Annotated in this window: 14 protein-coding genes; 12 read left to right on the top strand and 2 right to left on the bottom strand. The window is 46.8% G+C overall.

What is annotated here, in order from left to right; genetic code table 11:
- Positions 1 to 53 precede the first annotated feature (53 nt).
- The 11 genes from FLA_RS09765 (at position 54) to FLA_RS09810 (ending at position 19,512) form a co-directional block, all read left to right on the top strand.
- Complete coding sequence (locus FLA_RS09765; RefSeq protein WP_076380293.1) at positions 54 to 2,465, top strand: ABC transporter permease; 2,412 nt, start codon at positions 54 to 56, stop codon at positions 2,463 to 2,465.
- Between the two features lie 115 nt (positions 2,466 to 2,580).
- On the top strand, positions 2,581 to 3,171 hold the full coding sequence (locus FLA_RS09770) for an RNA polymerase sigma factor (protein WP_159445134.1): 591 nt from the start codon (positions 2,581 to 2,583) through the stop codon (positions 3,169 to 3,171).
- Between the two features lie 97 nt (positions 3,172 to 3,268).
- On the top strand, positions 3,269 to 4,252 hold the full coding sequence (locus FLA_RS09775; protein WP_076380295.1) for a FecR family protein: 984 nt from the start codon (positions 3,269 to 3,271) through the stop codon (positions 4,250 to 4,252).
- A gap of 49 nt (positions 4,253 to 4,301) precedes the next feature.
- Complete coding sequence (locus FLA_RS09780; RefSeq protein ID WP_197705881.1) at positions 4,302 to 7,805, top strand: TonB-dependent receptor domain-containing protein; 3,504 nt, start codon at positions 4,302 to 4,304, stop codon at positions 7,803 to 7,805.
- Between the two features lie 26 nt (positions 7,806 to 7,831).
- A complete protein-coding gene (locus FLA_RS09785; protein WP_076380296.1) occupies positions 7,832 to 9,541 on the top strand; it encodes a hypothetical protein in 1,710 nt (569 codons plus the stop codon).
- A gap of 13 nt (positions 9,542 to 9,554) precedes the next feature.
- A complete protein-coding gene (locus FLA_RS31450; RefSeq protein ID WP_076380297.1) occupies positions 9,555 to 10,739 on the top strand; it encodes a hypothetical protein in 1,185 nt (394 codons plus the stop codon).
- Positions 10,740 to 10,755: 16 nt separating this feature from the next.
- A complete protein-coding gene (locus FLA_RS09790) occupies positions 10,756 to 11,838 on the top strand; it encodes a fasciclin domain-containing protein (protein WP_159445135.1) in 1,083 nt (360 codons plus the stop codon).
- A 9-nt stretch (positions 11,839 to 11,847) separates the two neighbouring features.
- Positions 11,848 to 13,053, top strand: a complete 1,206-nt coding sequence (locus FLA_RS09795; RefSeq protein WP_076380299.1) for a fasciclin domain-containing protein — start codon at positions 11,848 to 11,850, stop codon at positions 13,051 to 13,053.
- A gap of 11 nt (positions 13,054 to 13,064) precedes the next feature.
- Positions 13,065 to 14,045 carry a fasciclin domain-containing protein gene (locus FLA_RS09800; protein WP_076380300.1) on the top strand — a complete coding sequence of 327 codons (981 nt, stop codon included), beginning with the start codon at positions 13,065 to 13,067 and terminating at the stop codon, positions 14,043 to 14,045.
- A 13-nt stretch (positions 14,046 to 14,058) separates the two neighbouring features.
- Positions 14,059 to 17,331 (top strand): TonB-dependent receptor, encoded by a 3,273-nt coding sequence (locus FLA_RS09805; RefSeq protein WP_076380301.1) that lies wholly within the window; start codon positions 14,059 to 14,061, stop codon positions 17,329 to 17,331.
- Between the two features lie 24 nt (positions 17,332 to 17,355).
- Positions 17,356 to 19,512 (top strand): IPT/TIG domain-containing protein, encoded by a 2,157-nt coding sequence (locus tag FLA_RS09810; RefSeq protein WP_076380302.1) that lies wholly within the window; start codon positions 17,356 to 17,358, stop codon positions 19,510 to 19,512.
- Between the two features lie 180 nt (positions 19,513 to 19,692).
- Here FLA_RS09810 and FLA_RS09815 read toward each other — a convergent pair whose 3' ends face one another.
- The gene (locus FLA_RS09815) at positions 19,693 to 19,902 is read right to left on the bottom strand and encodes a hypothetical protein (protein ID WP_076380303.1); all 210 of its coding nucleotides are present in this window, start codon (positions 19,900 to 19,902) and stop codon (positions 19,693 to 19,695) included.
- Between the two features lie 38 nt (positions 19,903 to 19,940).
- Positions 19,941 to 21,752, bottom strand: a complete 1,812-nt coding sequence (locus FLA_RS09820) for a hypothetical protein (protein ID WP_076380304.1) — start codon at positions 21,750 to 21,752, stop codon at positions 19,941 to 19,943.
- A 195-nt stretch (positions 21,753 to 21,947) separates the two neighbouring features.
- Between FLA_RS09820 and FLA_RS09825 the strand changes: the two genes are divergently transcribed.
- Entirely contained in the window at positions 21,948 to 22,640 is a 693-nt protein-coding gene (locus FLA_RS09825) for an RpnC/YadD family protein (protein ID WP_144264076.1), read from the top strand.
- The last annotated feature ends 24 nt before the right edge of the window (positions 22,641 to 22,664 follow it).

A 22,664-nucleotide genomic window follows, 5' to 3' on the forward strand; every position in this document is an offset into this window, starting at 1 on the left:
GGAAAAAGGAGTGGCATATTGCTTGTGCTTTTGATAGGCTAAATTGGTTGATTATGCTTCGTCACTATTTTCAAATTGCCTGGCGCAACATCCGGAAACGGAAGTTTTTTAGTTTACTGAATGTTACCGGGCTGGCTATTGGAATGGTGTGTTGCCTGCTGATCACCTTATACCTCCATAACGAACTTTCTTACGATCAATATCATACCAAACACGACCGCATATACCGGCTGGTACATGCCTATCCCGGTGCCGATCAGCGGTCTGCACAGGCAGTGTTAACCCCAAAGGATTACCAGGTGTGGGGCTGCGCACCCGCAGGCCCGGCGCTGCAGGCCAATTTTCCGGGTATTGAAAAAGTGGTACGCTTTACAAGCCCGTCCAGCTGGTTGCTGCAATACGGCGAGCAACGCATTCAGCAGGATAACATGGTGTTTATGGACTCCACCGCATTTGACGTGTTCAGCTGGGAGTGGTTGTATGGCAACAGGCATACGGCGTTGGTAGCACCGGGAAGCATTGTGCTTACGCAGTCTGTAGCCAAAAAGTTTTTTGGTAATACCGATCCTGTTGGTAAAACATTGCTTGCAGATAATCAGGAAAACTTACTGGTTACCGGTGTGATAAAAGATGTTCCCCCTAATTCGCAGTTTACCTTCAACGGACTTATTTCCATGACCACCATGCGGAAATACCGACCGGAGATTTTTAGTAACTGGGGATATGTAGACTTTTACACCTACTTATTGCTGAAAGAAAATGCACAAATAGCATCCATAGAAACAAAGCTTCCTGCTTTTATCAGAAGGTATACCGGGCCTGATAGATGGTATGGGCTCACATTTGAGAAGATGACAGATGCCTATTTGCATTCTGTAGCCAGCAGGCAGCCTGGCGCTACAGGCAGTTTGCTGAATATTTATCTCTTTGCCTGTATTGCTGTTTTTATCATGCTGATTGCCTGTATTAATTTTATAAACCTGTCTACAGCGCGCTCCCTGGAAAGGGCAAAAGAAGTGGGTGTGAGAAAAGTGTTGGGTGTGCGTGTATCCAGCCTGGTGTGGCAATTTTTATTAGAATCTGTTTTGTTTACACTGGCCGCAGCTGTAATAGCGCTGATATTAGCACGGCCGGGCATTGTGTTGATGGAAAAATTATCCGGTAAGGATATCTCGTATACACACTTTTTTACACCATTGTTTTTTGCAGGTATGTTCCTTTTTTCCGTTGTAGTGGGTATGCTGGCAGGGATATACCCGGCGCTGGCATTGGTGAAGGTAAAGGCCATTGCGGTGCTGAAAGGCAGGTATTGGCCTATTGCAGGTGGGGTTTCGCTACGCAAAGTATTAGTGGTGTTTCAGTTTGCATTATCCGTAGCACTGATTGCCGGAACATTAGTGGTATATGCACAGCTGCAATACCTGGGCCATCGCGATCTGGGATTTCAGAAAGAGCAGATGGTGATATTGGATTTTGCAGGGGATGCCAAAGTGCAGCAAAATATTGAATCCATTAAAAGGGCTATAGCTGCACAGCCAGGTGTTACAGCTGTGACGGCATCGCGTGCCGTACCTGGTGAATTTTTGCCCAATGCCGGCACTGAGATACAAGCGCCTGATGGTCAACTGGTGCAAAGGCTTCCGCTTATTTATGAAATAGACTTTGATTTTATTCCTACCTATCATATCCCCCTGGTGGCAGGCAGGGCTTATTCACGTGAGCATGTGACCGATAGTGCAGAAGCCATGATTATAAATGAAGCTACTGCACAGTTGTTTGGATACACCCACCCGGCCGATGCTGTTGGAAAACAGTTTCAGCAATGGGGTAGGAAGGGAGTGGTGATTGGTGTGGTTAAAAACTTTCATTTTCGCTCGCTTCACCAGGCGGTAGAGCCGCTTACCTTACGATATGGCTATCCGTCAGATCTTAATCGTATTTCCGTCTCTATAAAAGGGGATGCTATGCAGGCTTCACTGGCGGGTGTTAAAAAGGTGTGGGATCAGATGGCGCCCCAGCGTCCTTTCCTTTTTCACTTCCTGGACGAGTCGTTTCGCGAACAATACCAGGCAGATGAGCATTTCGGGCAACTGTTTACTTTCTTTTCCTGTCTGGCCATTTGCATTGCCTGTTTGGGACTTCTAGGGCTTTCTACCTATATGGCGCAGCAACGTGTAAAGGAAATTGGTGTAAGAAAAGTATTAGGCTCATCTGTAGCCGGCATAGTGTTGTTGTTATCCAAAGATTTTATCAGCCTGGTGTTCATTGCTATTATTATTGCTGTTCCTATATGTGTGTGGGCCATGAATCAATGGTTGCATGATTTTGCTTATCGCATCACTATAGGGCCGCTGGTGTTTATAGAAGCCGGCTTGCTTACACTGGGTGTGGCCTTTACCACCATAGCATGGCAATCGGTGAAGGCGGCTATTGCTAATCCTATACAATCATTGCGACATGAATAATGGTGAGGTGTGTAATAGTATGAATATTACCTTATTGTTAACGTGCCATGCTAACAGGTGCTGCTACCTGGTAATGGGGTAATTTGCCCGGCATTAGCGGGTAAGTATGCAGTTTGTGGAAGAAACAGATCAGGTGATCGTTGAACATATCAATAAAGGCGATAAACACGCTTACGAAGCGTTGTTTCAGCGTTACTGGGAAATGTTGTTTGCCATTGCCTACCGTAAAACAGGCGATACACAGGATGCGCTGGATATTGTACAGGAATTGTTTATTCACATCTGGGAAAGCCATGAAACGCTGGAAATCAGCGGCAACGTAGCTGCCTACCTTACCACCAGCATTAAAAACCGTGTTATCAGCTGGTACCGCGCTACCAGCAGCCGCGCCAAACAAAAAGCAGCATTACTGGAACGTTTGCAGGAAATGAGCGGCGATCATTCCGAACAAGCCGCCACAGAATATACTGCTGCGCTGGAAGAATGGCAACTGGCTATTGATACTTTGCCCGTCCGTATGAAAGAAATTTATGTACTCCGCCATCAGCAACAACTTTCTATCTCCGAAATATCATCTGCTTTAAACTTACGTCCCCAATCTATCCGCAACCAGCTATCCGAAGCGTCCGATCGCGTGCGGAAACTGCTGGAAAAGCATCTTTGGCTGTGCATCACCCTTTGCCTGGGCGCAGATAGTTGGATTTAATACTGTACTATAGAGTGCACCTCCTGTTTTTTCTTGTTAACAATTTGGTAATACACCTGGCAGGTACAAGCGAATATCCACAAACGTGGTTATTGTGATGACTACTGAACAGGAAAAAAGAATTAATCAACTGCTGGATAAATATCTCGCCGGCACAAGCACTCCGGAAGAAAACCAACTGGTAGACGAGTGGTACAATAGCCTTGCTATGGTGGAAGATATTCGTCTACAACAACCTGCTTTTATGGCTGCGGCAGAACAGCAGCTGAGAGCGGGCTTGCCCGATCTGCCGGCTTCTATATCTAACCAACGCGCAGTAATACGCCGTTTGTATCGTTGGACGGCAGCCGCTGCGGCTATGGTAGCGGGTATAGTGCTTTCCTGGGCGGGTTACCGTTGGTATAACGTGCATGCGCATCGTACCAACATGGCCACTGCTATGCACACCCATCGCAGAGAGTTGAAAAAGCTGGTGCTGCCCGACGGTTCTACGGTTTGGATGAACGAGTTTTCTACACTGGAATGGAATACCGATTTCAATAAAAACAGTCGCGTGGTAAAGCTCAATGGCGAAGCCCGTTTTGATATTGCACCACAGGCAGGTAAACCTTTTCGCGTGCAGGTGGGTAACACGGTTACTACCGTACTGGGTACCGTTTTCAACGTAGAAGGATATGAGCAGGAGCAATCTATTAAAGTAGCCCTGTTATCCGGTAAAGTACGTTTTGAAAAAGACAGCAGTAACAACAAACCAGTGGTATTAACACCAGGCAGCATGGTCACCTACAACAGGCTTTCAGGCAACAGCCTGGTAACCTCTACGGGAAGTACCGCAGTAGACGCCTGGATGGATGGCGCCATTGTATTCAATGAAGTACCTGTAGAAGAAGCCTTGCGAAGACTGGCGCGTCACTTTGACTGGACGATAAAATGGCAACATCCGTTACCGGTGGATGGCACTACGGTTACCGCACTTTTCCGCCGCGAAACGCCGGAGCAGATATTACAAGGTATAGCCCTTACCAACCAGGTAAAGTATACATTAAAAGACAAGCAACTCACTATACTCGGAACTGACTAAACACAAGTAAGGTATTGCAGCAGCAATAGCCCTTTAAAAATGTAACAACATGAATGGTATTACTGTAAAAAGCCGGGTGCACACCCGGACAGGGAGAGCCATGCCGCTGATGATAGCCGGTATATGCATCCTATTACTAACAACAGGTATACGGCAGGTGGCACATGCCCAGTCGTATAGTATGAAAGAGCAGGTTACAATACAGGCAAGTGCCACCAATGCCGCAGCTGTATTGGAAGAGCTGGATAAGCAAAGCAATTATTCCTTTACTTATTCAAAAGCAGCTTTACAAAAGATAGAGATTGCTGCTATTCAATGGAACAAGGTAACATTGGAAACAGCTTTAAGCGAACTAAAGAAAAAATACCATATCGGATTTCAGCCGGTAAATACTACTATCTCTTTTTTCATAGAGAAACCACAGCCTGAAAAAGGAGATACGCTGAACAGGCATATCACCGGCAAAATAACCGTAACCGGTCAAATTAAAGATGCCGCTACCAAACAGCCGTTGCCTGGTGTGGATGTAATGGTACAGGGCAGCAGAATGAGCACGGTAACTGCTGCGGATGGCACGTACACTGTATTGGTAAAAGACAGCAGCTCGGTGCTGGTGTTTTCCATTGTAGGCTATGAAAGCCGTTTTATATCAGCCGGTAAAAATGTAGCAGTTGTTTTTATGACAGCTGACGATAAAGCGCTTACCGGCGTTGTAGTAGGAGCGCGTAGAAAAATAAATACAGAAGTAGCATTACTGAACGAAAGAAAGAATGCTGCGATAGTGTCAGATGGTATCTCTGCCCAGCAGATAGAGCGTACCGCCAGCATTACCACCACACAGGCGCTGCAAAGAGTATCGGGCGTAACCATCACCGACGATAAATATGTAGCCATCCGTGGTTTGGGCGATCGCAGTGTGATAGGACAGTTAAACGGTGTGCGTCTGGCTTCTTCCGATCCGGACAGAAGTACCATTCCTTTAGACCTGGTACCTGCCAGCCTGCTGGATAACATCACCATTTTTAAAACCGTAACCCCGGATAAACCTGCGGATGCTGCTGCCGGTATAGTGGAACTGAAAACCAAATCTATTCCCGAAAGGCAAACCTTAAGCATTACCGCACAGGTAGGTATGAACACACAAACCGGTGGTAAGGTTAACAGCTTTTACAACAGCGATATGGGCTTTCTGGGGGGTAAGGTAAAGAACAAAGACCTGAGCGCCGATTTCCGTAACCTGAGTACCCAATACCCGCATGGTTTAGGCGATATACAGGCTAAGATTGCCGCCAGCCGCAACAACCCGGAGTTACTGGCCGAAGCCAACCGTGTGAATGGCATTATGCACCAGCTGGACCCGGTGTTAACTACCCGCTACAAAACCGCGCCAACAAACCAGGTGTATTCAGTAACCTATGGCAATAGCCTGAAAGTGTTTCAAAAGCACCAGCTGGGCATTATTGCCGGTATTAACTACTACAGCCGCACTACCGATATTTACCAGGGCGAGCTTACCCAATGGAGCCTGTACCAGGGCGCCTTAACCGGTAACTCCGCTATCTATAACCCACTGGTTATACCCAGCTATGTAACACCTAATAATATCAACTTAGGTAAATACCTGGGCTATAAAGAAAATACAGGCACCCAAACCCTTAACTATGGTTTCCTGGGTGGCGTTGCTTACCGTTTTAATTCGCAGCACGAAATCAGTATACAATACCTGGGTAGCCGTGGTGCTGAAACAAAAGCAACCCACCTGGCAGGAGCCTATGAATATATAGCCTTACCTGGTGGCATATCCAGCACCACGTATTCATTAAGGCAAACCTACCGAACCCTCAATACCTTTAACCTGCAGGGCGAGCATAAATTGTTTAAAGGCAACTTTACGCCACGCCTGAGTTATAACCTGGCAAGCTCATCCAGCAGTCAGAACGATCCTGATTTCCGTTTCGCTAACCTGGCCGATTATATGCCCAGGGGAGGTGGTAGTTATTCAGTGCCGGTGCCGGGTCTGCCGGATAAGATTGTTGGTACTGAACACCTGTATTCACTGGTATCTGGTTACGTAAATGGTTATGGCCCTTACGGTATTATACAGGCCGATCCTAACGGCCGCCGTTTCAGAAAACTGAACGAGGATAACTACAACTATAAAGCAGATGTAACCATCCCTTTTAAAACAGGCAAACTGCGCCAGGAATTTAAAACCGGTGTTAACTACCTGCATCGCAAACGCAACTATTCCGAAAACGTACTATACCTGCCAGGCTCTAACTATTCCAACACCGGGGCATTGCCTATCTATGCCGTAAATGGCAACCTCGACAGGCTGGTAGGGTATGATAGAATTGGTATTCATTTGCCCTCTTCTTATAATGAAGAAGGAGCACCGCGTGTAGGTGGTTATTTATACAATACACAGAAATCGCCTAACAACTACAAGGGCTATTTTGAAACGCGTGCTTTTTATGGCATGATGGATATGCACCTGACAGAGAAGCTGCGTTTAACAGGTGGTGTACGTTTTGAAATGACCGATATTAAAGCGGCAGTGGATACCTCTAACGTATTTCTGGACGCTTCTGTAACCACTACTGATGCCAGCGGTAACAAAGTAAACCTGGTGTATACCGAACCTAATTCGGTGTATAAAGTAGATTACGAGCCCTTTTATTCTGCCAACCTTACCTATACGCTCAACAGCAATATGAATTTCAGGTTAGGCTATAACAACTCACTGGCGCGTCCTGAGTTGCGCGAACTGACCAACGTATTCGATTTTGATCCGTTCCAGTTTGCCCTGGTAGTAGGTAACCCCAATTTAAAAAATCAGAAAACCACTAACTACGATTTCCGGTGGGAATGGTTTCCGGCACCTGGCGAAGTACTGGCCGTATCTACCTTTTACAAGGAAATTGAAAACCAGCTGACCAAAGTGTTCAAGCAAAACTCTACTGGTTTAAACGCCCGTTTCCCGGAGTTTCCGGCTATTGAATTCCAGAACGATCCTAATAAGGGTAAGGTATATGGTATAGAGCTGGAAGTAGTAAAGAACCTGGGCTTGTTATCGCCTGCGTTACGCAACTTCTTCCTGGGTTCTAACCTGTTACTGGCACAAAGTGATATTAAAAAAACGGCCGAACGCCTGGCTTCTTCCAGGGCTATTGACAGGCGCTCACCGGCTAACAGTCCTTTGTTTGAACAGGCTCCTTATTCTGTAAACGTATACATCAACTACAGCAACAAAAAAAGAGGAACAGATATCACCGCCACGTTTAACATGGTAGGCGAAAGATTGATACAGGTAAACCTGGATGGTACGCCCGATTTGTATTCACGGCCACAGCCGGTACTGGACCTGGTGTTTACCCAGCAGTTGTTTAAGCGCATACAGCTGAAAGGCTTTGCTAAAAATATACTGGATAAGCCTTACCAGGAAGTATATGCTAACCCGGGAACCGGTGGTAAGTTTTATGGCAAACAATATATCCGCAGAAGCTATAACCGTGGAACGGAGATGATGCTGGGTCTTACTTATACCCTGTAATTCTGTTACCCGATAACTCTAACACAATGAAGCATAGTAAATATATTTATCCTTTTTTGCTGGTAGCGCTCACAGGCACTGTGTCATGCAAAAAGAAACTGGACAACATTTCCGATAACCGTTTGCAACAACAGCCACTTACGGGGTCCAGCAGCAGGCTGATAAACCTAGCTGGGGCCAATGAATTGCAGATAGCAGGTCAAAAGCTTACCAGCTTTATGGCCGCTGATAAAGAAGGTGGTTATGGCCCCGATCAAACCCGCAGTACGGTATACTTTCCCGAAACCGGAAGGATGGGCGCCACGTTTACCGTTCCCCTGCAACTGGTAGATGCCCAGGGCATGATACGCGACATTCTGTTCAGCAGCTCTTCCTCTAAAGTGATAGCGCCGCCTTCCAGGCCTTTTACTGCCGTGGACGATTATAATCATCCGATGGATTATTACTTTGCCTGGTTTGCCCCTAACAAGGGCGGTTACCAGGATTCGTTGTTTGCTATTCCACGCGAGGTGTCACCTTCTTCCAACCCGGAGCATTTTAAAATACGTTTGCTCAACCTGGGCACTACACCCGACAGGTTTCACACAGGTAATATGTCGCTTACCTGGGCAGATGGTACGGCTATTGCCGGGCTGGAAAATATAGCGCCCGGAAGCTATTCAGACTATATAGAAATACCTTTTGGCAGCTATCAGTTTAAAGTGCTGGATGCCGATGGAAAGGAAGTGCCGGCCAAAGGTTCACTGGAAATGGTGAATAATGTGCTGAACCCGGAAACCGGTACCATGATGTCGGCAACGGCGGATGGTGATGCAGGCGTGGGTGGTTTTTCAGATACCTGGTTAACGTATGCTCCTTTAAAAACGTATCAGCCCGGTGGTATTTATACCATTGCGGTAGGCGCTATGTCAGGATATGGTATACCTACCGGTGGACCTGGTGAAACGGTGGCTACACTTACCAATAGCTTCCAGGTAATTGCTGATAATAAAGAATCTACCAATATTACCTATAGCCGCATGCAGGCGGTAAACGTGCTGGCAGGAAAAGAAATCAGCTGGCAGGTAGACGGCAAGCCATTGGGCGAAACGCTGGCATTTGCTACACAAACAACATACAGCCGGTACATTGCCGGCACACACCACGTAAAGGCACTGGACAAGCAAGGCGCTACATTAGCAGAAACAGACAGGCAACTGATGCCAGGCGATAATATTACTGCCTGGTTATATGCCACCCGCGATGGTAAACCGGCTATCAGTTTTTCGGCCAATAACCTCAGCGGCAAGTATTATACCGGTGCTTCGGGTAACGATGGCAGCTATGCCACAGCACAGGATCTGAACCCCTGGTGGATACGTTTTATGAACTTCTGTGCCGATGAAGAGGAGGTGACTTTTACCAAAGCCAATGGGCAGCATTTTACTACCTCCACCACCAGCCAGGCGTATGCGCATATTCAGCTTGGAAAAGCGGCAGAAGTGAACGAGTATGTGCGTTTAAGAGCTAATGAACCTGTGAGTATACTGGCCTATACTTCAAAGCCCGGCGTTTTTCCCGGTAACTGGATGACAGAGGTAACCCCGGTAGCTGCCAATCGTTTTATTGCCAATCCTGCATTATATAAAACGGCGAAGAAGCCCAATGCCGAGCCGGGTATTTATACCGTGGCGCTGGTGGGCAATACCGCTGCCGGCGAAAAACCGTCCATGATCATTATCAAACACAACAAGTAAACAGAAGTATTGTATGTATAACCGGTCATTTATTTTTTTACTACTGGCAACAGTACTGGCGGGCGCCGGATGCCGTAAAACAGATTTTGCGGAAGTAAGCAGCCCCGCTTACCTGAGGGTATTTAACAGTTTGCGATACAGTGCTTCGCTCGACAATAAAGATGCACCGCAGCCTTTTTTAACCATGCTGATAGATCCGCAGCTGGATGCCAACGGTATTGCAGAAAGCGCCGCTGTCACCGGCGATTTCCTGGAAACGCGCGATCAGTGGGCCCGGCCTTATCCCGATGCAGCTAACACTACGTTGTATCAAAAAGAATATCCCGGCACTGCTAAAGTAGTAGCGGCTCCCATACTCAACGGGTACGACCTCAGCAGCTGGGCCCAGGTGCCTTCCGGTAAACACCGCGTGCTGTTTATATCCCGTCCGCAGAATACCACGCCGTTCTTTAGCCTGGATAAAAACCAGCGTGGCGAGGTAATGGTAGATACTACTATTGATTTGCAGGAGCGTGAAGTGTATACCATGCAGGTGCTGGAACAGGATTATCAGACAAAGAAGAATATCGTGTACCTGCGTAACGAAACTTTTGTAAAGCAATCGCTTTCCGATTCGCTGGTGTACGTGAATTTCTATAACCTTTCCAGCAATGGCTTTTATCAATATTCGCCCAATGTATTACCGGGCAATGTGCTGGTTCGCGATAAGATACAGGACACCATGAATGTCTTTTATTCTCTGTATAAATATGTAAATGCCAGCACCAGCACCGCCATCAAAGGCAGTGAATATGTGCCTGTGGGCACCATTACCCGCTCGCAGGAGCCGGTGGTGAACCCATACCGCAGTTTTCCCTTGTTTGCTGATACTGCTGCTGACAGGATATATACCGGCAATGTGGCGCAATTGTTTCAGTTATTAAAGCCAGGGTTTACACCTAATAACTCAGGCTTACTGCTCAGCTTGCCGGTGGGGTATTACCTGGGCGTATCGGTAGGTACACTGGGAAATAATGTGGATGCTGCGGCCAATGTGATGGTAAAGACCAGCGCCGATGTGCGCAGTGGGCTCATTATCAGTGAACGGTCTGGAATATATAACCCCCGTTCATTTGCTACGGTTAATACCATCGAGTATATCAACAGAAAGGTGTACATCACTACTATTCAACGCAGGTTCGATCCTCCTGTATACTAAATCAAAAATGTTTTGTATGCGTAAAATGAAATACATGACAGGAGTTGTGGCAGCGGTATTGCTGGCTACCGCCTGTAAAAAAGATGATATCACGCCACCCATCGACAAAACCACGTTGCCCCGCACGATGGCTGCTTTTATACAAAATAACTACGACCTGTCGCTGCTGAATGCCGCTTTACAAAAAACAGGCTTGTACGACACGCTGGCGCAGGCCGGTGCGTATACCTTTTTTGCGCCGGACAACAATGCCTTTGCCGCCATTGGTATAGGTAGTGTGGCGCAAATCAACAGCATGAATACCGATAGCCTGCGTCATCAGCTACGCTATCATCTGCTGCGTAACAGGTATTTTGTTGCTTCATTTCCTTCCCAGATAGGATACAGCTATACCTCTGCTACCGGCGAACCCCTGTATGCGTCTGCCAGTAACCTGTATGGCTCCAGTGCCGATAACAGGCAGCTATTTATAAACGGTGCCATGGTATACAACGGTGCCAAACGCAATATAGCACTGGCTAACGGGGTAATACACCTGGTGAGCAAACCGCTGCAATACCATGCAGGCACGGTACAGGAATATATTACACGTGACACCAGTTTGTCGCTGTTTGCAGCAGCTATGCAACGTTTTAACTTATGGGATGGGCTTCAAAACAACAGTAAGGTTACGGTTTTTGTGCCGGACAATGCTGCGTTTCGCCGCTATGGCCTTACCCAGGATAGCATTGCGCGTATGAACCCGGCCAGCTACCAGGATCTGGCTTTTGGTGTATATCCTTTGCTGCTGAAAGCGCGCCATATTTTTTCCACCGATTCGTGGCAGATAACAAGCGAACAATACGGCCCCAATGGTATTTACTTTGGCAACTATGTAGTTACTCCCGAATACCAGTATAATGGCAACAATAACACAGAAAACGCCACTGTATCGGTAAGTTATCTAGATGTCAATGGATTTTATCAGCCCAATGATAAAGGTCCGGGAGCGGCGAGGTATAAAGGTGGTTCTGCCAAAGGAGCCGATCATCTCACCGGTAATGGTATTGTGCATGTCATTGACGACTTGCTTTTTTATCCTGAATTACTGAAAAAATAAATAAACTGTATGCGCTATACTATAAAAGCAGCTGCTTTTGCTGTATGGATGCCGGCATTGCTGGTGTTGTTACAGCTGGGAGCCTGTACTAAAAAAGATATAATGCCGGAGCCGGTAGGAGAGCCGGTGCCTTATAAAGACACGGCCATCCGCTCGTGGAAAGAGATGATGGAGAAGCCAGGTTATACGCTGTGGAAAGCTGCCTGGAATCGTTCTGATATGAACGCTATTGCCGGTGCGGATAAGGCCGGTGCTTTTCTTACGGTGTTTATGCCATCCGACCAGGCCTTTCAGGCAGCTGGCTATACAATGGAGGTAATTAACAGCGCCAGCAAAGAAACGCTGGATAGCTTACTCAGCTACCAGGTAGTACCTGGAAAATATACACCGGATAATATATCCCATATTAAGGGAAGTGCGCAGCTGAAAACATTGCTAACCAATGACGCTGTGATGGGATACAACACTTCTCAGCCGTATATCTACATCTTATATGCCGGCTACTTTCACGATAGCCTGGTAATAAACGGTGCTAACGTAGCCAAATGGGGTACGGGGCAGGATGCTGCTGACGGATATGTATATACTACAGCGGTGGTGCTGCAAAAGCCCATGCAAACCATGTGGGAGTATATAGAAAGCCACCCGGAGCTGAGCCTGTTTAAAGCGGCAATAGAGATGAGCGACTACGAATATAGCATGGGCTGGTCGGGCATGAACAACCAGATGCTGCTGATGGGTAGCCCCGGTTTTGAGTTTACCCTGTTTGCACCTTCCAATAAAGCTTTTGAAGCGGCGGGGTTTACTACTGCGGAGGATATTCAAAACTATATCAACAACAGTCTGCCCGTGAAAGATCCTGATTATGATGAGAACTGGTATTACCAGAATCCCACCACTGCTATGGACAGCATTCTTTTTGCACACGGGTTGGAAGCATACTTGTTTGCCGGTCAGTATTACTACCCGGTAAGCACTACCTATTTTACCAACGACCTTATTCAAAACGCAGCCGGTTTAAGTGGTGTGGAGATAAAGCCAGGAACGATGTACAGCAGCCCTCCCGGTATCATTCATGTAGATTTCAGTGTGGTGAACGGGCAGCTACGGGTAAAACGCTATAAAGCCAATCATACCCCCATACCGCTGGCACAGCCCAATATCCGGGTGCTGAACGGTGCAATTCACGTAGTGGATGGTTTATTCATGCGCTAAAATCAAACTCAATGAAAAGAATATTATTTAGTGGTTTTTTACTGATGCTGCTGGCGGGATGCACGAAAGAGAAGGAGGATAACAGTTTGCCGGCAGACATCACCAGCCGTCTCAACTTCATTATAGAAGATAACCTGTTTAACTTTTCTTACTTCAATGCAGGGCTTGGCAGAACGCCTTATCGCGTAACGCTTACGCAGCCGGGGCCTTACACGGTGCTGCTGCCCGATAACAATGCATTTATAGCAGCAGGTTACAGTACTGAAAATGCAGTGCTCACAGAAAGTGCATCGGTGTTGAATAACATGATAGGTTACCAGGTAGTTTCCGGTACCTGGCAGCTGGATCAATTGCCGTTTCGTTTTAACCAGGAGCTTACTTCCGTTACCGGAAGCAAGCTGTATGTTACCCGCTGGGTAAAGAACCAGGATACGGTAGTAACCATTAACGGCAGCAGGGTATTGAGTTACAACATGAAGGCCAGCAATGGCCTGATACAGGTAATCAATACCGTATTGCAGCCACTGGTACACAAAACCCTGTCCGATGCTATCTCGTCCGATCCGCAGTTCACTTACCTGAATGCTGCTTTGCAAAAAGCAGGTATGAAAACGTTGCTGGAGCAGGAAACAGCTTACACCGTTTTTGCCCCGGTGAACAGCGCCTTTGTGGCGGCAGGCTATGCCACCATACAGGACATACAGCAGGCAGATGCGGCCACCCTTCAACAATTGCTCCAATACCACCTGTTTAGCGGCAGAAAATTCGTGTATGATTATATACTGGCTACCGGCCCCTCTGATAAGTCGGAGCAGGCCATGCTTTCAGGAAACAACATCACAGTTAACCTGTTAAAGTCGGGCATCAACTACACAGGCATTACGGTAAAAGGCATAGGTAACAGCACCGTGGCTACCATCAGCAAGCCCAACGTGCTGGCAGGTAATGGCGTGTTGCATACGATTAACCAGGTATTAAAGGAGAACCAGTAAACGACTATTTCTAATGAAAAGGATACAATATTTTATATATGTACTGTTGCTTACTGTAGCAGCTACCGCAGGGTTGCAGGCACAGGAAACCAACGGCACGCTTGGCGGTAGCATTACCGACGAGCAAAACAAAGCATTAAGCGGGGTTACGGTAGAAGCCGTGCACGAACCCTCCGGCACCCGGTATGCCACGGCTACCGGTGCAGATGGTAAGTTTTATGTACCCGGTTTACGTATCGGTGGCCCTTACACGGTTACCGTTACCATGATAGGCAGAAACCCTGAAAAAAGAGAACAGCTGAACATACGCCTGGGCGAGCCGCTGCAATTGAACATTACATTGGCACAGGCAGGAGCAGAGCTGTCGGCTATTACTGTAAAAGCCGGCAAACGTGGTCCCAGGGCCAATGTGTATGGTGCCGGGCAAAACATCAGCAGCGCCCAGGTATCCGGCATGCCTACTGTTAGCCGCAGTATGCAGGATATGACCCGCATGGTGCCACAGGCTACCAAAGACAACTCTTTTGCCGGTACCAGCTTCCGTTATAACAACGTAACCATTGATGGCGCCATTAATAACGATGCCATTGGTTTCAGTCCTTCTGCAGGTGGCATTACCGGTAGTTCCGGTATGGCTGGCAGCAGCACCCGCACCAATGCTATTTCACTGGATGCCATTGAAGATATGCAGGTATACCTGGCGCCCTTTGATGTGAAAATAGGCAACTTCACCGGCGGCAGCATTAACGCGGTTACCCGCAGCGGTACCAATAAGGTGACCGGATCGGTATATGGTTTTGGCCGTAATGCCACCATCACCGGATCTGATAAAGCAGGCTCGCTGGGTAAAATGAACAGCAGCTTTTACGATTACCAGGCGGGTGCCCGCGTAGGTTTCCCTATCATTAAAAACAAATTGTTCTTCTTTACCAACGAAGAAATCACCCGCCGCCGCGATCCTTCGCAGCTGGTGGTGGGCGTAGAGGAAACTGCGCATATCCTCAGCAGCAACGATGCCGAAGCTATCCGAAACAGCACCATACAACGCTATGGCGATAGCTTTGACCCTGGTACTGCCGGCAATTACAATGCAAGCGCCCAATCGTATAAGTTCTTTAACCGTATCGACTGGAACATCAACGGTAAAAACCAGCTGGTGGTACGTAACAACACCATACTGAGTAAATCGGTGAACATGGATCGCGATCAGCAGGACTTCCGTTTCAGCAGCATGGCTTACGAGCAGGTGAACAACCAAAGCTCTACCGTGGCTGAATGGAAAGCACGTTTTAACAACCGCTTATCCAACAGCCTGATTGCCGGTTACAGCATGGTACACGATAAACGCAACCCGCTATCTAACCCTGCATTGCCGCAAGTACAGATTATGGGCCGCACACCGGGTACTACTATTTACCTGGGTACCGACCGGGAAGCCAGCATTTTTGATATGAAACAGCGTACCATTGAAATTACCGATAACCTTACCCTGAGAGCAGGGAAGCACACTTTCTTATTCGGTACCCACAATGAGTTGTATCATATCAACTATGGCTTTGTAAACAGCTGGAATGGCCGTGTAGATTACCTGAGCATTGAAGACTATATCAATAACACCCCTTACCGCGTAAGAGGTAGTTACAACTTCACCAATAACAACCGGGATTATATATTGTCGCACCCCGAAGCACAGTTTGATGTAAACCTGATGAGCGCCTATGCACAGGATGAAATTCAGCTGACGGATAAATTACGCATTACACCCGGCTTACGTGCCGATTACACCTGGCTGCCTACCATGCCGGAGTTAAGCGAGCAAACACGTACCGCTTACACCGATACCTATTTCGGAAACACGTATAGCTATACACCGTTAAACCGCATTACCCATCAATATCTGAACAAGATCCAGCTGTCCCCCCGGCTGGGCTTCAGATATGACTGGAAGGGCGATCAAAGCCTGATATTGCGCGGCGGTACCGGTTTATTTACCGGCCGTATTCCTTTTGCCTGGCTGGCCTATGCCTACTATAACAGTGGTATCAATTATGGTTCTTTTGATCAGAAAGCCGATGCAAAAGCTTTTGTACAGGGCACTGATCCATTACGTCCTTCCGGCAATGGTATAGCCGGTTTTATTGAGCAGAACGGTGCGGTAACCAATAACAGCAAAGCGGCACAGGTGCAGGTAGATGTGGTAGACAATCATTTTGTAATGCCTAAAGTATGGCGTACCAACGTAGCAGTAGATTATACGGCTGCATCCGGCTACCGTTTGGGCCTGGAAGCGATTGTAACCAAAACCCTGAAAGATGTAGCCTTTCAACAGGTGAACATCAAGGACGATCCTTATTATTATGGCTATGATGCAGATCGCAAACAGCCTGTATATAATGGTACGGTGGATAGCCGTTTTTCTAACGCCTACCTGTTAAGCAACACCGGTAAGGGCTATCGTTACAGCATTACCGCTACTGCCGGCCGTACCTGGAATTCAGGCCTGAACACTTCTGTAGCGTATACCTACGGTGCTTCTAAAGACCTGAGCAACGGTATTCGTAACTCTATGGAAAGTAACTGGCAGTTAAACCAGGCATTGAACCCGAATAATCCCGGTTTAGCGTGGAGTAATTTTGATATCCGCCACCGTATTGTTATCAACACCAGCTACAACAAGCGCTGGAACGAAACCTGGAAAACCTCGGCCACGCTGTTTATCAGCTTACAATCAGGTAGCCCCTTCACCTATGGCATTGTGAACAACAGCATACAAGGGTTGCCACAGCAGGTAAGCCTTGTGTACGTTCCGCAGGCAGCAGATGCTATCCGCTTTTTCCAGGACTATACCAATACTGCCGGTGAAACCATTACCGCGGCAACACAGGCGCAGGCATTCAATGAATATGTGGATGGTAACAAATACCTGCGTAGCCGCAGAGGCGATTTTACAGAACGTAACGCCGGCCGCACGCCCTGGAATGTGCAAACCGATCTGCACCTGGCACAGGAGTATTATTTCAACAAAGGCGTAAAAGGTGGTTTCCTCACTTTTAGCATAGATGTTATTAATGTGGCCAATTTGCTTAGCAGCAGCTGGGGCAGGGTGTACTTTTCGCCCAACACGTTTAACTCCACTGCCAGTGTGGGTTTAACACCTTCCTTCCCGGCACGTCAAAACCCCGGCAGTTACCCGGTATACCGTTTTGATAACCCCGGAAAACCTTATTCCATTGATTATTTCAATTCCCGCGCACAGGTGCAGATGGGAGTGAGATATTCTTTTTAACCAGGCTTAAATGAATCATTCAATATGAAACATACGCTTTATATCATGGCTGCCTTGTTACTGCTGGTAGCCGCCTGTAAAAAAGAAAAGCAGGATAACAGCAAACTGCCTTTGCAGGTAAAAAGCTTTTGGCCTAACAGCGGTAACGCCGGCACTATTGTGCATGTTACCGGTACCGGCTTTGGAGCCACAGCAGCAGAAAACGAAGTCATATTTAACGGAGTCAGCGCACATATCATGGATGTGCAGGATACTATCATTACTGTGCTGGCGCCTACAGAGGGTACCAGCGGTATGGTAACCGTGCATGCAGGTGGTAGCAAAGCAGAGGCAGGCAACTATACTTATCAGCCATTGAGTTTGCATGGCGTTAGCCCGGCCAATGGTGCTGCAGGTACTAATATCAATATCAGTGGTGCAGGTTTTAGCAGCCTTGCCGAACCGGCAAAAGTATATGTGAACGGTAAAGAAGCACTGGTATCTAATGTGAACGATACCTTACTGGTAGCTATAGTGCCGGAAGGTGCCGGAACCGGGAAGGTGAAAGTAGTAGTAGATGGTAAAGAGGTAGAAGGGCCTGATTTTATTTTTCAGCTGATTACAGGTATTAAACCCGCCAAAGGTGGTAAAGGCACTAAAGTAACCATCAATGGCGAGGGCTTTGCAGCCGTTGCTGCTGATAACCAGGTAGCTTTTAACGGTATTGCAGCTACGGTAATCAGCGCCAGCGCTACACAGCTGGTAGCAGAAGTACCTGACAAGGTAACTACAGGGCCGGTTTCTGTAAGCATTAACGGACAGCGTACCATCGGTGATGTGTTTACGGTGGTGCCTGCTCCGGTATTTGCTACAGTAGCGCCTTTGAGTGGACCGGCAGGTACTGTTGTTACCATTACCGGTGAAAACTTCAGTAACCGGGCGGATGAAATAGTGGTGATGTTCAATGGTAAACAAGCAGTGATAGAAACTGCTGCAGAGAAAAAGATCACCGTGAAAGTGCCGGCAGGTGCAGGAACCGGTAACCTGAATGTAACCGTGAACGACCAGCCCACAACAGGGCCACAGTTTACAGAACAAACCTTAGGTGTAGCGGCACTGCTGCCCGATAATGGTTTGCCAGGGGTAAAGGTTACTATACAAGGCACGGGCTTTAGCACCGTGGCTGCTGAAAACCAGGTGAGCTTTAACGGCATACCGGTGGTGGTATCTGCGGCTACTGTTACCATACTGGAAGTAACAGTGCCGGAAGGCGTAAGCACCGGCGTGGTTACCATTACCGTAAACGGTATGAATGCTACCGGACCTGTGTTTAAAAAATCAGGCGTAATAACGCTGGCTGGCGGACCTTCCAGCAGTGAGTTCAGCTGGGTGCAAGGGCTGGCAGCTGATAAGCAGGGCAATGTGTTTGCAACAGACAATAACTGGATTAAGAAAGTAAGTCCATCAGGTGTGGTCACTGTTTTTGCCGGCGGCACAGCAGCGGGTTATGTAGACGGTACCGGAACCGATGCACGCTTCAATTTTGTTACCTCACTGGCAATAGATGTCAATGACAACCTGTATGTATCAGACCGGTTTAACAATAAAATCCGTAAGATCACTCCTGCTGGCGTGGTAACTACTTACGCCACGCTTAGCTTTAGCCCTACTGGATTAGCAGTAGATAAAAACGGACTGGTGTATGCAGGCAGGGATTACCAGGGCGTGTACACTATATCTGCCAATGGTATCGCTACCCGTATGGCAGGCGACGCGTATGAATCGGCTAACTATATATGGGCCATGAATGGTACCGTATACTATGCAGCAGATTACAGCTATAATGCCATTTTCACAGTAGTGAACGGTTCTAAGGCAATATATGCAGGCAGTTCACAGGGATATGGTGGCGATGATGGTTCTCTGACCACTGCACGCTTTGGAACCATAGTAGGGGTTACGGGCAATTACGATGGCCTGATGTACTGTTCTGACAGGAACACGATCAGAAAGATAGAAAACGGTATAGTTACCACCGTAACCGGTACGCAAGGGGGCACAACACCGGTAGCAGGTTATCAGGATGGAGCTTTAGATAAGGCTAAGTTCAGCGACCCGACAGCGATGTGCCTGGATAAAGACGGTAACTTATATGTATCAGAACGTAATAATAAAAGCATACGTAAAGTGTTTTTCAGATAAAGGGAGAATTAAAAACTAAACATCCACGATCAGCCCGCACATTTCCATGTAGCGGGCTTTTTACGTGTACAATACATACAATAAAGCGCTGATGGTAAACAATCTTATCATGGAGAGTTTTATCAAAAGGTACTTTATGGCAAAGCGTTGATATAAAAATGCAGCACCAATAACCCGCGATTAATGATGCGTTTGCGGATGCAATAATTTAAACAGCTCCTTCTGTAAATCTTCATCCTTCATCTTGTTTAGCGATTCTGCATCCAGCTCATACCATTTCTTCTTATTACCTAACACGCCTACAATATAGGTATGTCCGGCTTGCGCAGGTTCGCCTGTTTCCGGGTGTTTTTTAGTGATGTTTACCACCACATCTTTGTATTTTGACATGCTGTAAGTTAACACAAAAATAACCAGCAGCCTTCTTTTTATGTCGGAAGGGTGCTGTCGATAGCAATGGGCTGGCTGGTAAGTACCTGCATGGCCTTATCCAGTTCATCCTTCATTACGGTAATATACTGGCTGCTTTCTTTCTTGAATTGAACAGCGAGTAGTTTATAATACTGAATGCCTTCCAGCAAATTGCTTTTAAACGATTGAAAATATTTTACCTGTTTGGGGCTTAATGTGCAGGCGTTTTCTATATTCTTTTTCCAGTAATCGATATATAAGTGCAATTCGTTCACAAACATATTAGGGCGGTACAACGAATTCAGAATGTTTAAACGGCCATAGATATGGTCTACCATTTCCTGCAAAGTATGCACACCTGAAAAGTAAGCCAGGTTAGGGCCGGGGCAAATGGTCACCGCCGGGTAAGCCGTTGGTATATTTTCTTTTAACAGGGTAGCGGCACCCAGGCCTTCACAAAGGCAGTCTTTGGACGTGATGTTCTGTAAAGCTTTTTGATATTCTTCGGGAGAAAGATTTTTTTCCTCCAGTTGTTTTATTTTCAGATGCTGGTACTGGCGCGATGCTGTGCAAATAGGTGCTTCGGTAAATTCCGTATCAGCAGAAAGATATTTTTTCATGCAGGGGCTGCCCGGCCTTCCCTTATCCATGCGCTGCTGTCTTTGTGCTTCTGCACTGCTTTTCCGGAAGTTGTTAAAAGGCACACCCAAAGGGGAAGCGTCACTGATATAATAATCATCCTGCTGTGCAGTAGCCAGTTGCTGCAGCGTGGTGTTATCTACATTCGTTGCTTCCGGTACCAGCAAAAAAGGACTTCCCCAGCCGGTGCCATTTACGGCGTAATGTTCCAGTAAAAAATCATTTTCATTAGCCGTTCCAATACCACCCTGTACTGTTATTTTTAAGGCAGGCAGCGTAGCATAGGTTGTTTGCTGCCTGGCAAGCAGTGCCGCATTGCATATGCTCAGCAGTTCTTCGGCCAAGGCCGCCCTTTTGGTTTTAAACTCTTCCAGTATAGGCCCCAGCAATAAACCCTCGGTTGCAAAGGCATGACCTCCGCAGTTCAATCCCGATTCAATACGAAACTCCGACACCCATATGCCTTTTTTAGCCAGCAACTTACCCTGCACCAATGCCGACCGGAAATCGCTGACTTTTAATATAATTTTCTTTTTTACATATCCATTTTCATCCGGGAAGAAACCAGCAAACTGTTCTATATAATTATAGAGTCGCGGATTATAACCTGCCGATAGTATTACAGATGATTGCAGGTTGCTTTGCGCAAAACCACGCAAAGCCGACAGTGCATCGGAGTATTCTGATGGAAGCGCATTGCCCTCTGCATCTGTATTCATCCTGTCCACCTTAGCCATAATATTCACATCAATAGCGCCGGCGGTAACTAACTGCCGTAGCTGCTGCTGTAATAATTGTTTGGCAGGCCCTTCCGGCATGCTGTTCATTTCCAGGAACCGCCGCTTAATGGCAGCGGTTTCGGGCAACAGCTGAAAATATTGATACAGCTCGTTGTTTGCTTCAAAAGGCAGGGCTGTCAGTTGCTGCATTTGTTGCTGTACAATTTCCTGCACCAGGTTCAGGTAGCAGCAAATACGCTTTGCCCTGAAATCTTCCTGCATGTCTGTGATGGGTTGGTAGGGGGTATGTTGTTGCTGGTGGTAAAACTCCCTCATCTTTTCCACCAGCTGATCGTCCACAATAGATATTACTGATGAAATACCAAACCGGGCCACCTTTACAGGTGTATCAATACTATAACCTAATCCCAGCACGGGAATATGAAAACTGTGTAGCGGAGGTATGTTCATCCAAATGTTTTTTGCGCAGCCGGACTGCTTGTATAGAAATGTGTTTGCGGGCGAATATCCCACCCCGCCGGGGGAATAACTATGATGAATGTCATAGTTAAAGTTGATTTATCTACAGCCGGTCCATTTTTCTCCTGATAGGGTAAAGAGGCTATTGTTAAATGGGCAGTAAAATGCGAGTAGCTAATCTGGCTGTTGATACACGTAGAAGTGCAGGGATATAGAGATACACACTTACCCGAGCGTATGTTCACCTATTTTTACAGGATACGGGATAGGTATAAGAGGGATGTAACTTCGCTGGCTATTTTTACCGATCAGGACGAAAAGTATCACCCTGATAAATATGAATATCATTGTTGTGGCGCAAGTGTTACCTATAGTTTTAACACCTATAAGGTAAAAACACAGCGCGTGGATGTACTGGAACAAAGTGACAATCCTTTTGCAGTAGTCATCCTAACCATATTAACCGCATTGAAACAGAATGAAGAGGGCCACGATCACCTGGTAGAATCATTCCTGGGATTGATTCGCCGGTTACTGAACCGGCAATTGCCGAAGCACAAAATAGTGAGGTTAGTAGCATTCATCAAACGATACGTTCATTTGGGAAATTCTCCACTATTTAATAAATTTGAAGAAGAGATTAAATTACTCACCGAAAATCCGGCATATATGGGAATATTAGAGCAAGTATTGCAGATTGACACAGAGGAAGCTGAAAAGCGTGGTGCTATATCCGGCCGTTTAATAGGAATAGAAGAAGGCAAAGCACAAATAGTTGCCAATCTCCTGGTCAACTCAGATTTTGATATTCAAACGATCGCTTCATTGACTGGTGAATCTATTGATTTTATAATCGAAATCAAAAACAAATTACCTTAAAATACAAGTGCTGTATCGATGCAG

The organism is Filimonas lacunae (assembly GCF_002355595.1).
GTDB lineage: Bacteria > Bacteroidota > Bacteroidia > Chitinophagales > Chitinophagaceae > Filimonas > Filimonas lacunae.

Bases quoted from the DNA above. Each gene is read 5' to 3' on its own strand.
- FLA_RS09785 (WP_076380296.1), top strand. From the start codon at position 7,832: ATGAAGCATAGTAAATATATTTATCCTTTTTTGCTGGTAGCGCTCACA.
- FLA_RS09805 (WP_076380301.1), top strand. From the start codon at position 14,059: ATGAAAAGGATACAATATTTTATATATGTACTGTTGCTTACTGTAGCA.
- FLA_RS09765 (WP_076380293.1), top strand. From the start codon at position 54: ATGCTTCGTCACTATTTTCAAATTGCCTGGCGCAACATCCGGAAACGG.
- FLA_RS09780 (WP_197705881.1), top strand. From the start codon at position 4,302: ATGAATGGTATTACTGTAAAAAGCCGGGTGCACACCCGGACAGGGAGA.
- FLA_RS09810 (WP_076380302.1), top strand. From the start codon at position 17,356: ATGAAACATACGCTTTATATCATGGCTGCCTTGTTACTGCTGGTAGCC.
- FLA_RS09775 (WP_076380295.1), top strand. From the start codon at position 3,269: ATGACTACTGAACAGGAAAAAAGAATTAATCAACTGCTGGATAAATAT.
- FLA_RS09800 (WP_076380300.1), top strand. From the start codon at position 13,065: ATGAAAAGAATATTATTTAGTGGTTTTTTACTGATGCTGCTGGCGGGA.
- FLA_RS31450 (WP_076380297.1), top strand. From the start codon at position 9,555: ATGTATAACCGGTCATTTATTTTTTTACTACTGGCAACAGTACTGGCG.
- FLA_RS09790 (WP_159445135.1), top strand. From the start codon at position 10,756: ATGCGTAAAATGAAATACATGACAGGAGTTGTGGCAGCGGTATTGCTG.
- FLA_RS09820 (WP_076380304.1), bottom strand. From the start codon at position 21,752: ATGAACATACCTCCGCTACACAGTTTTCATATTCCCGTGCTGGGATTA.
- FLA_RS09815 (WP_076380303.1), bottom strand. From the start codon at position 19,902: ATGTCAAAATACAAAGATGTGGTGGTAAACATCACTAAAAAACACCCG.
- FLA_RS09795 (WP_076380299.1), top strand. From the start codon at position 11,848: ATGCGCTATACTATAAAAGCAGCTGCTTTTGCTGTATGGATGCCGGCA.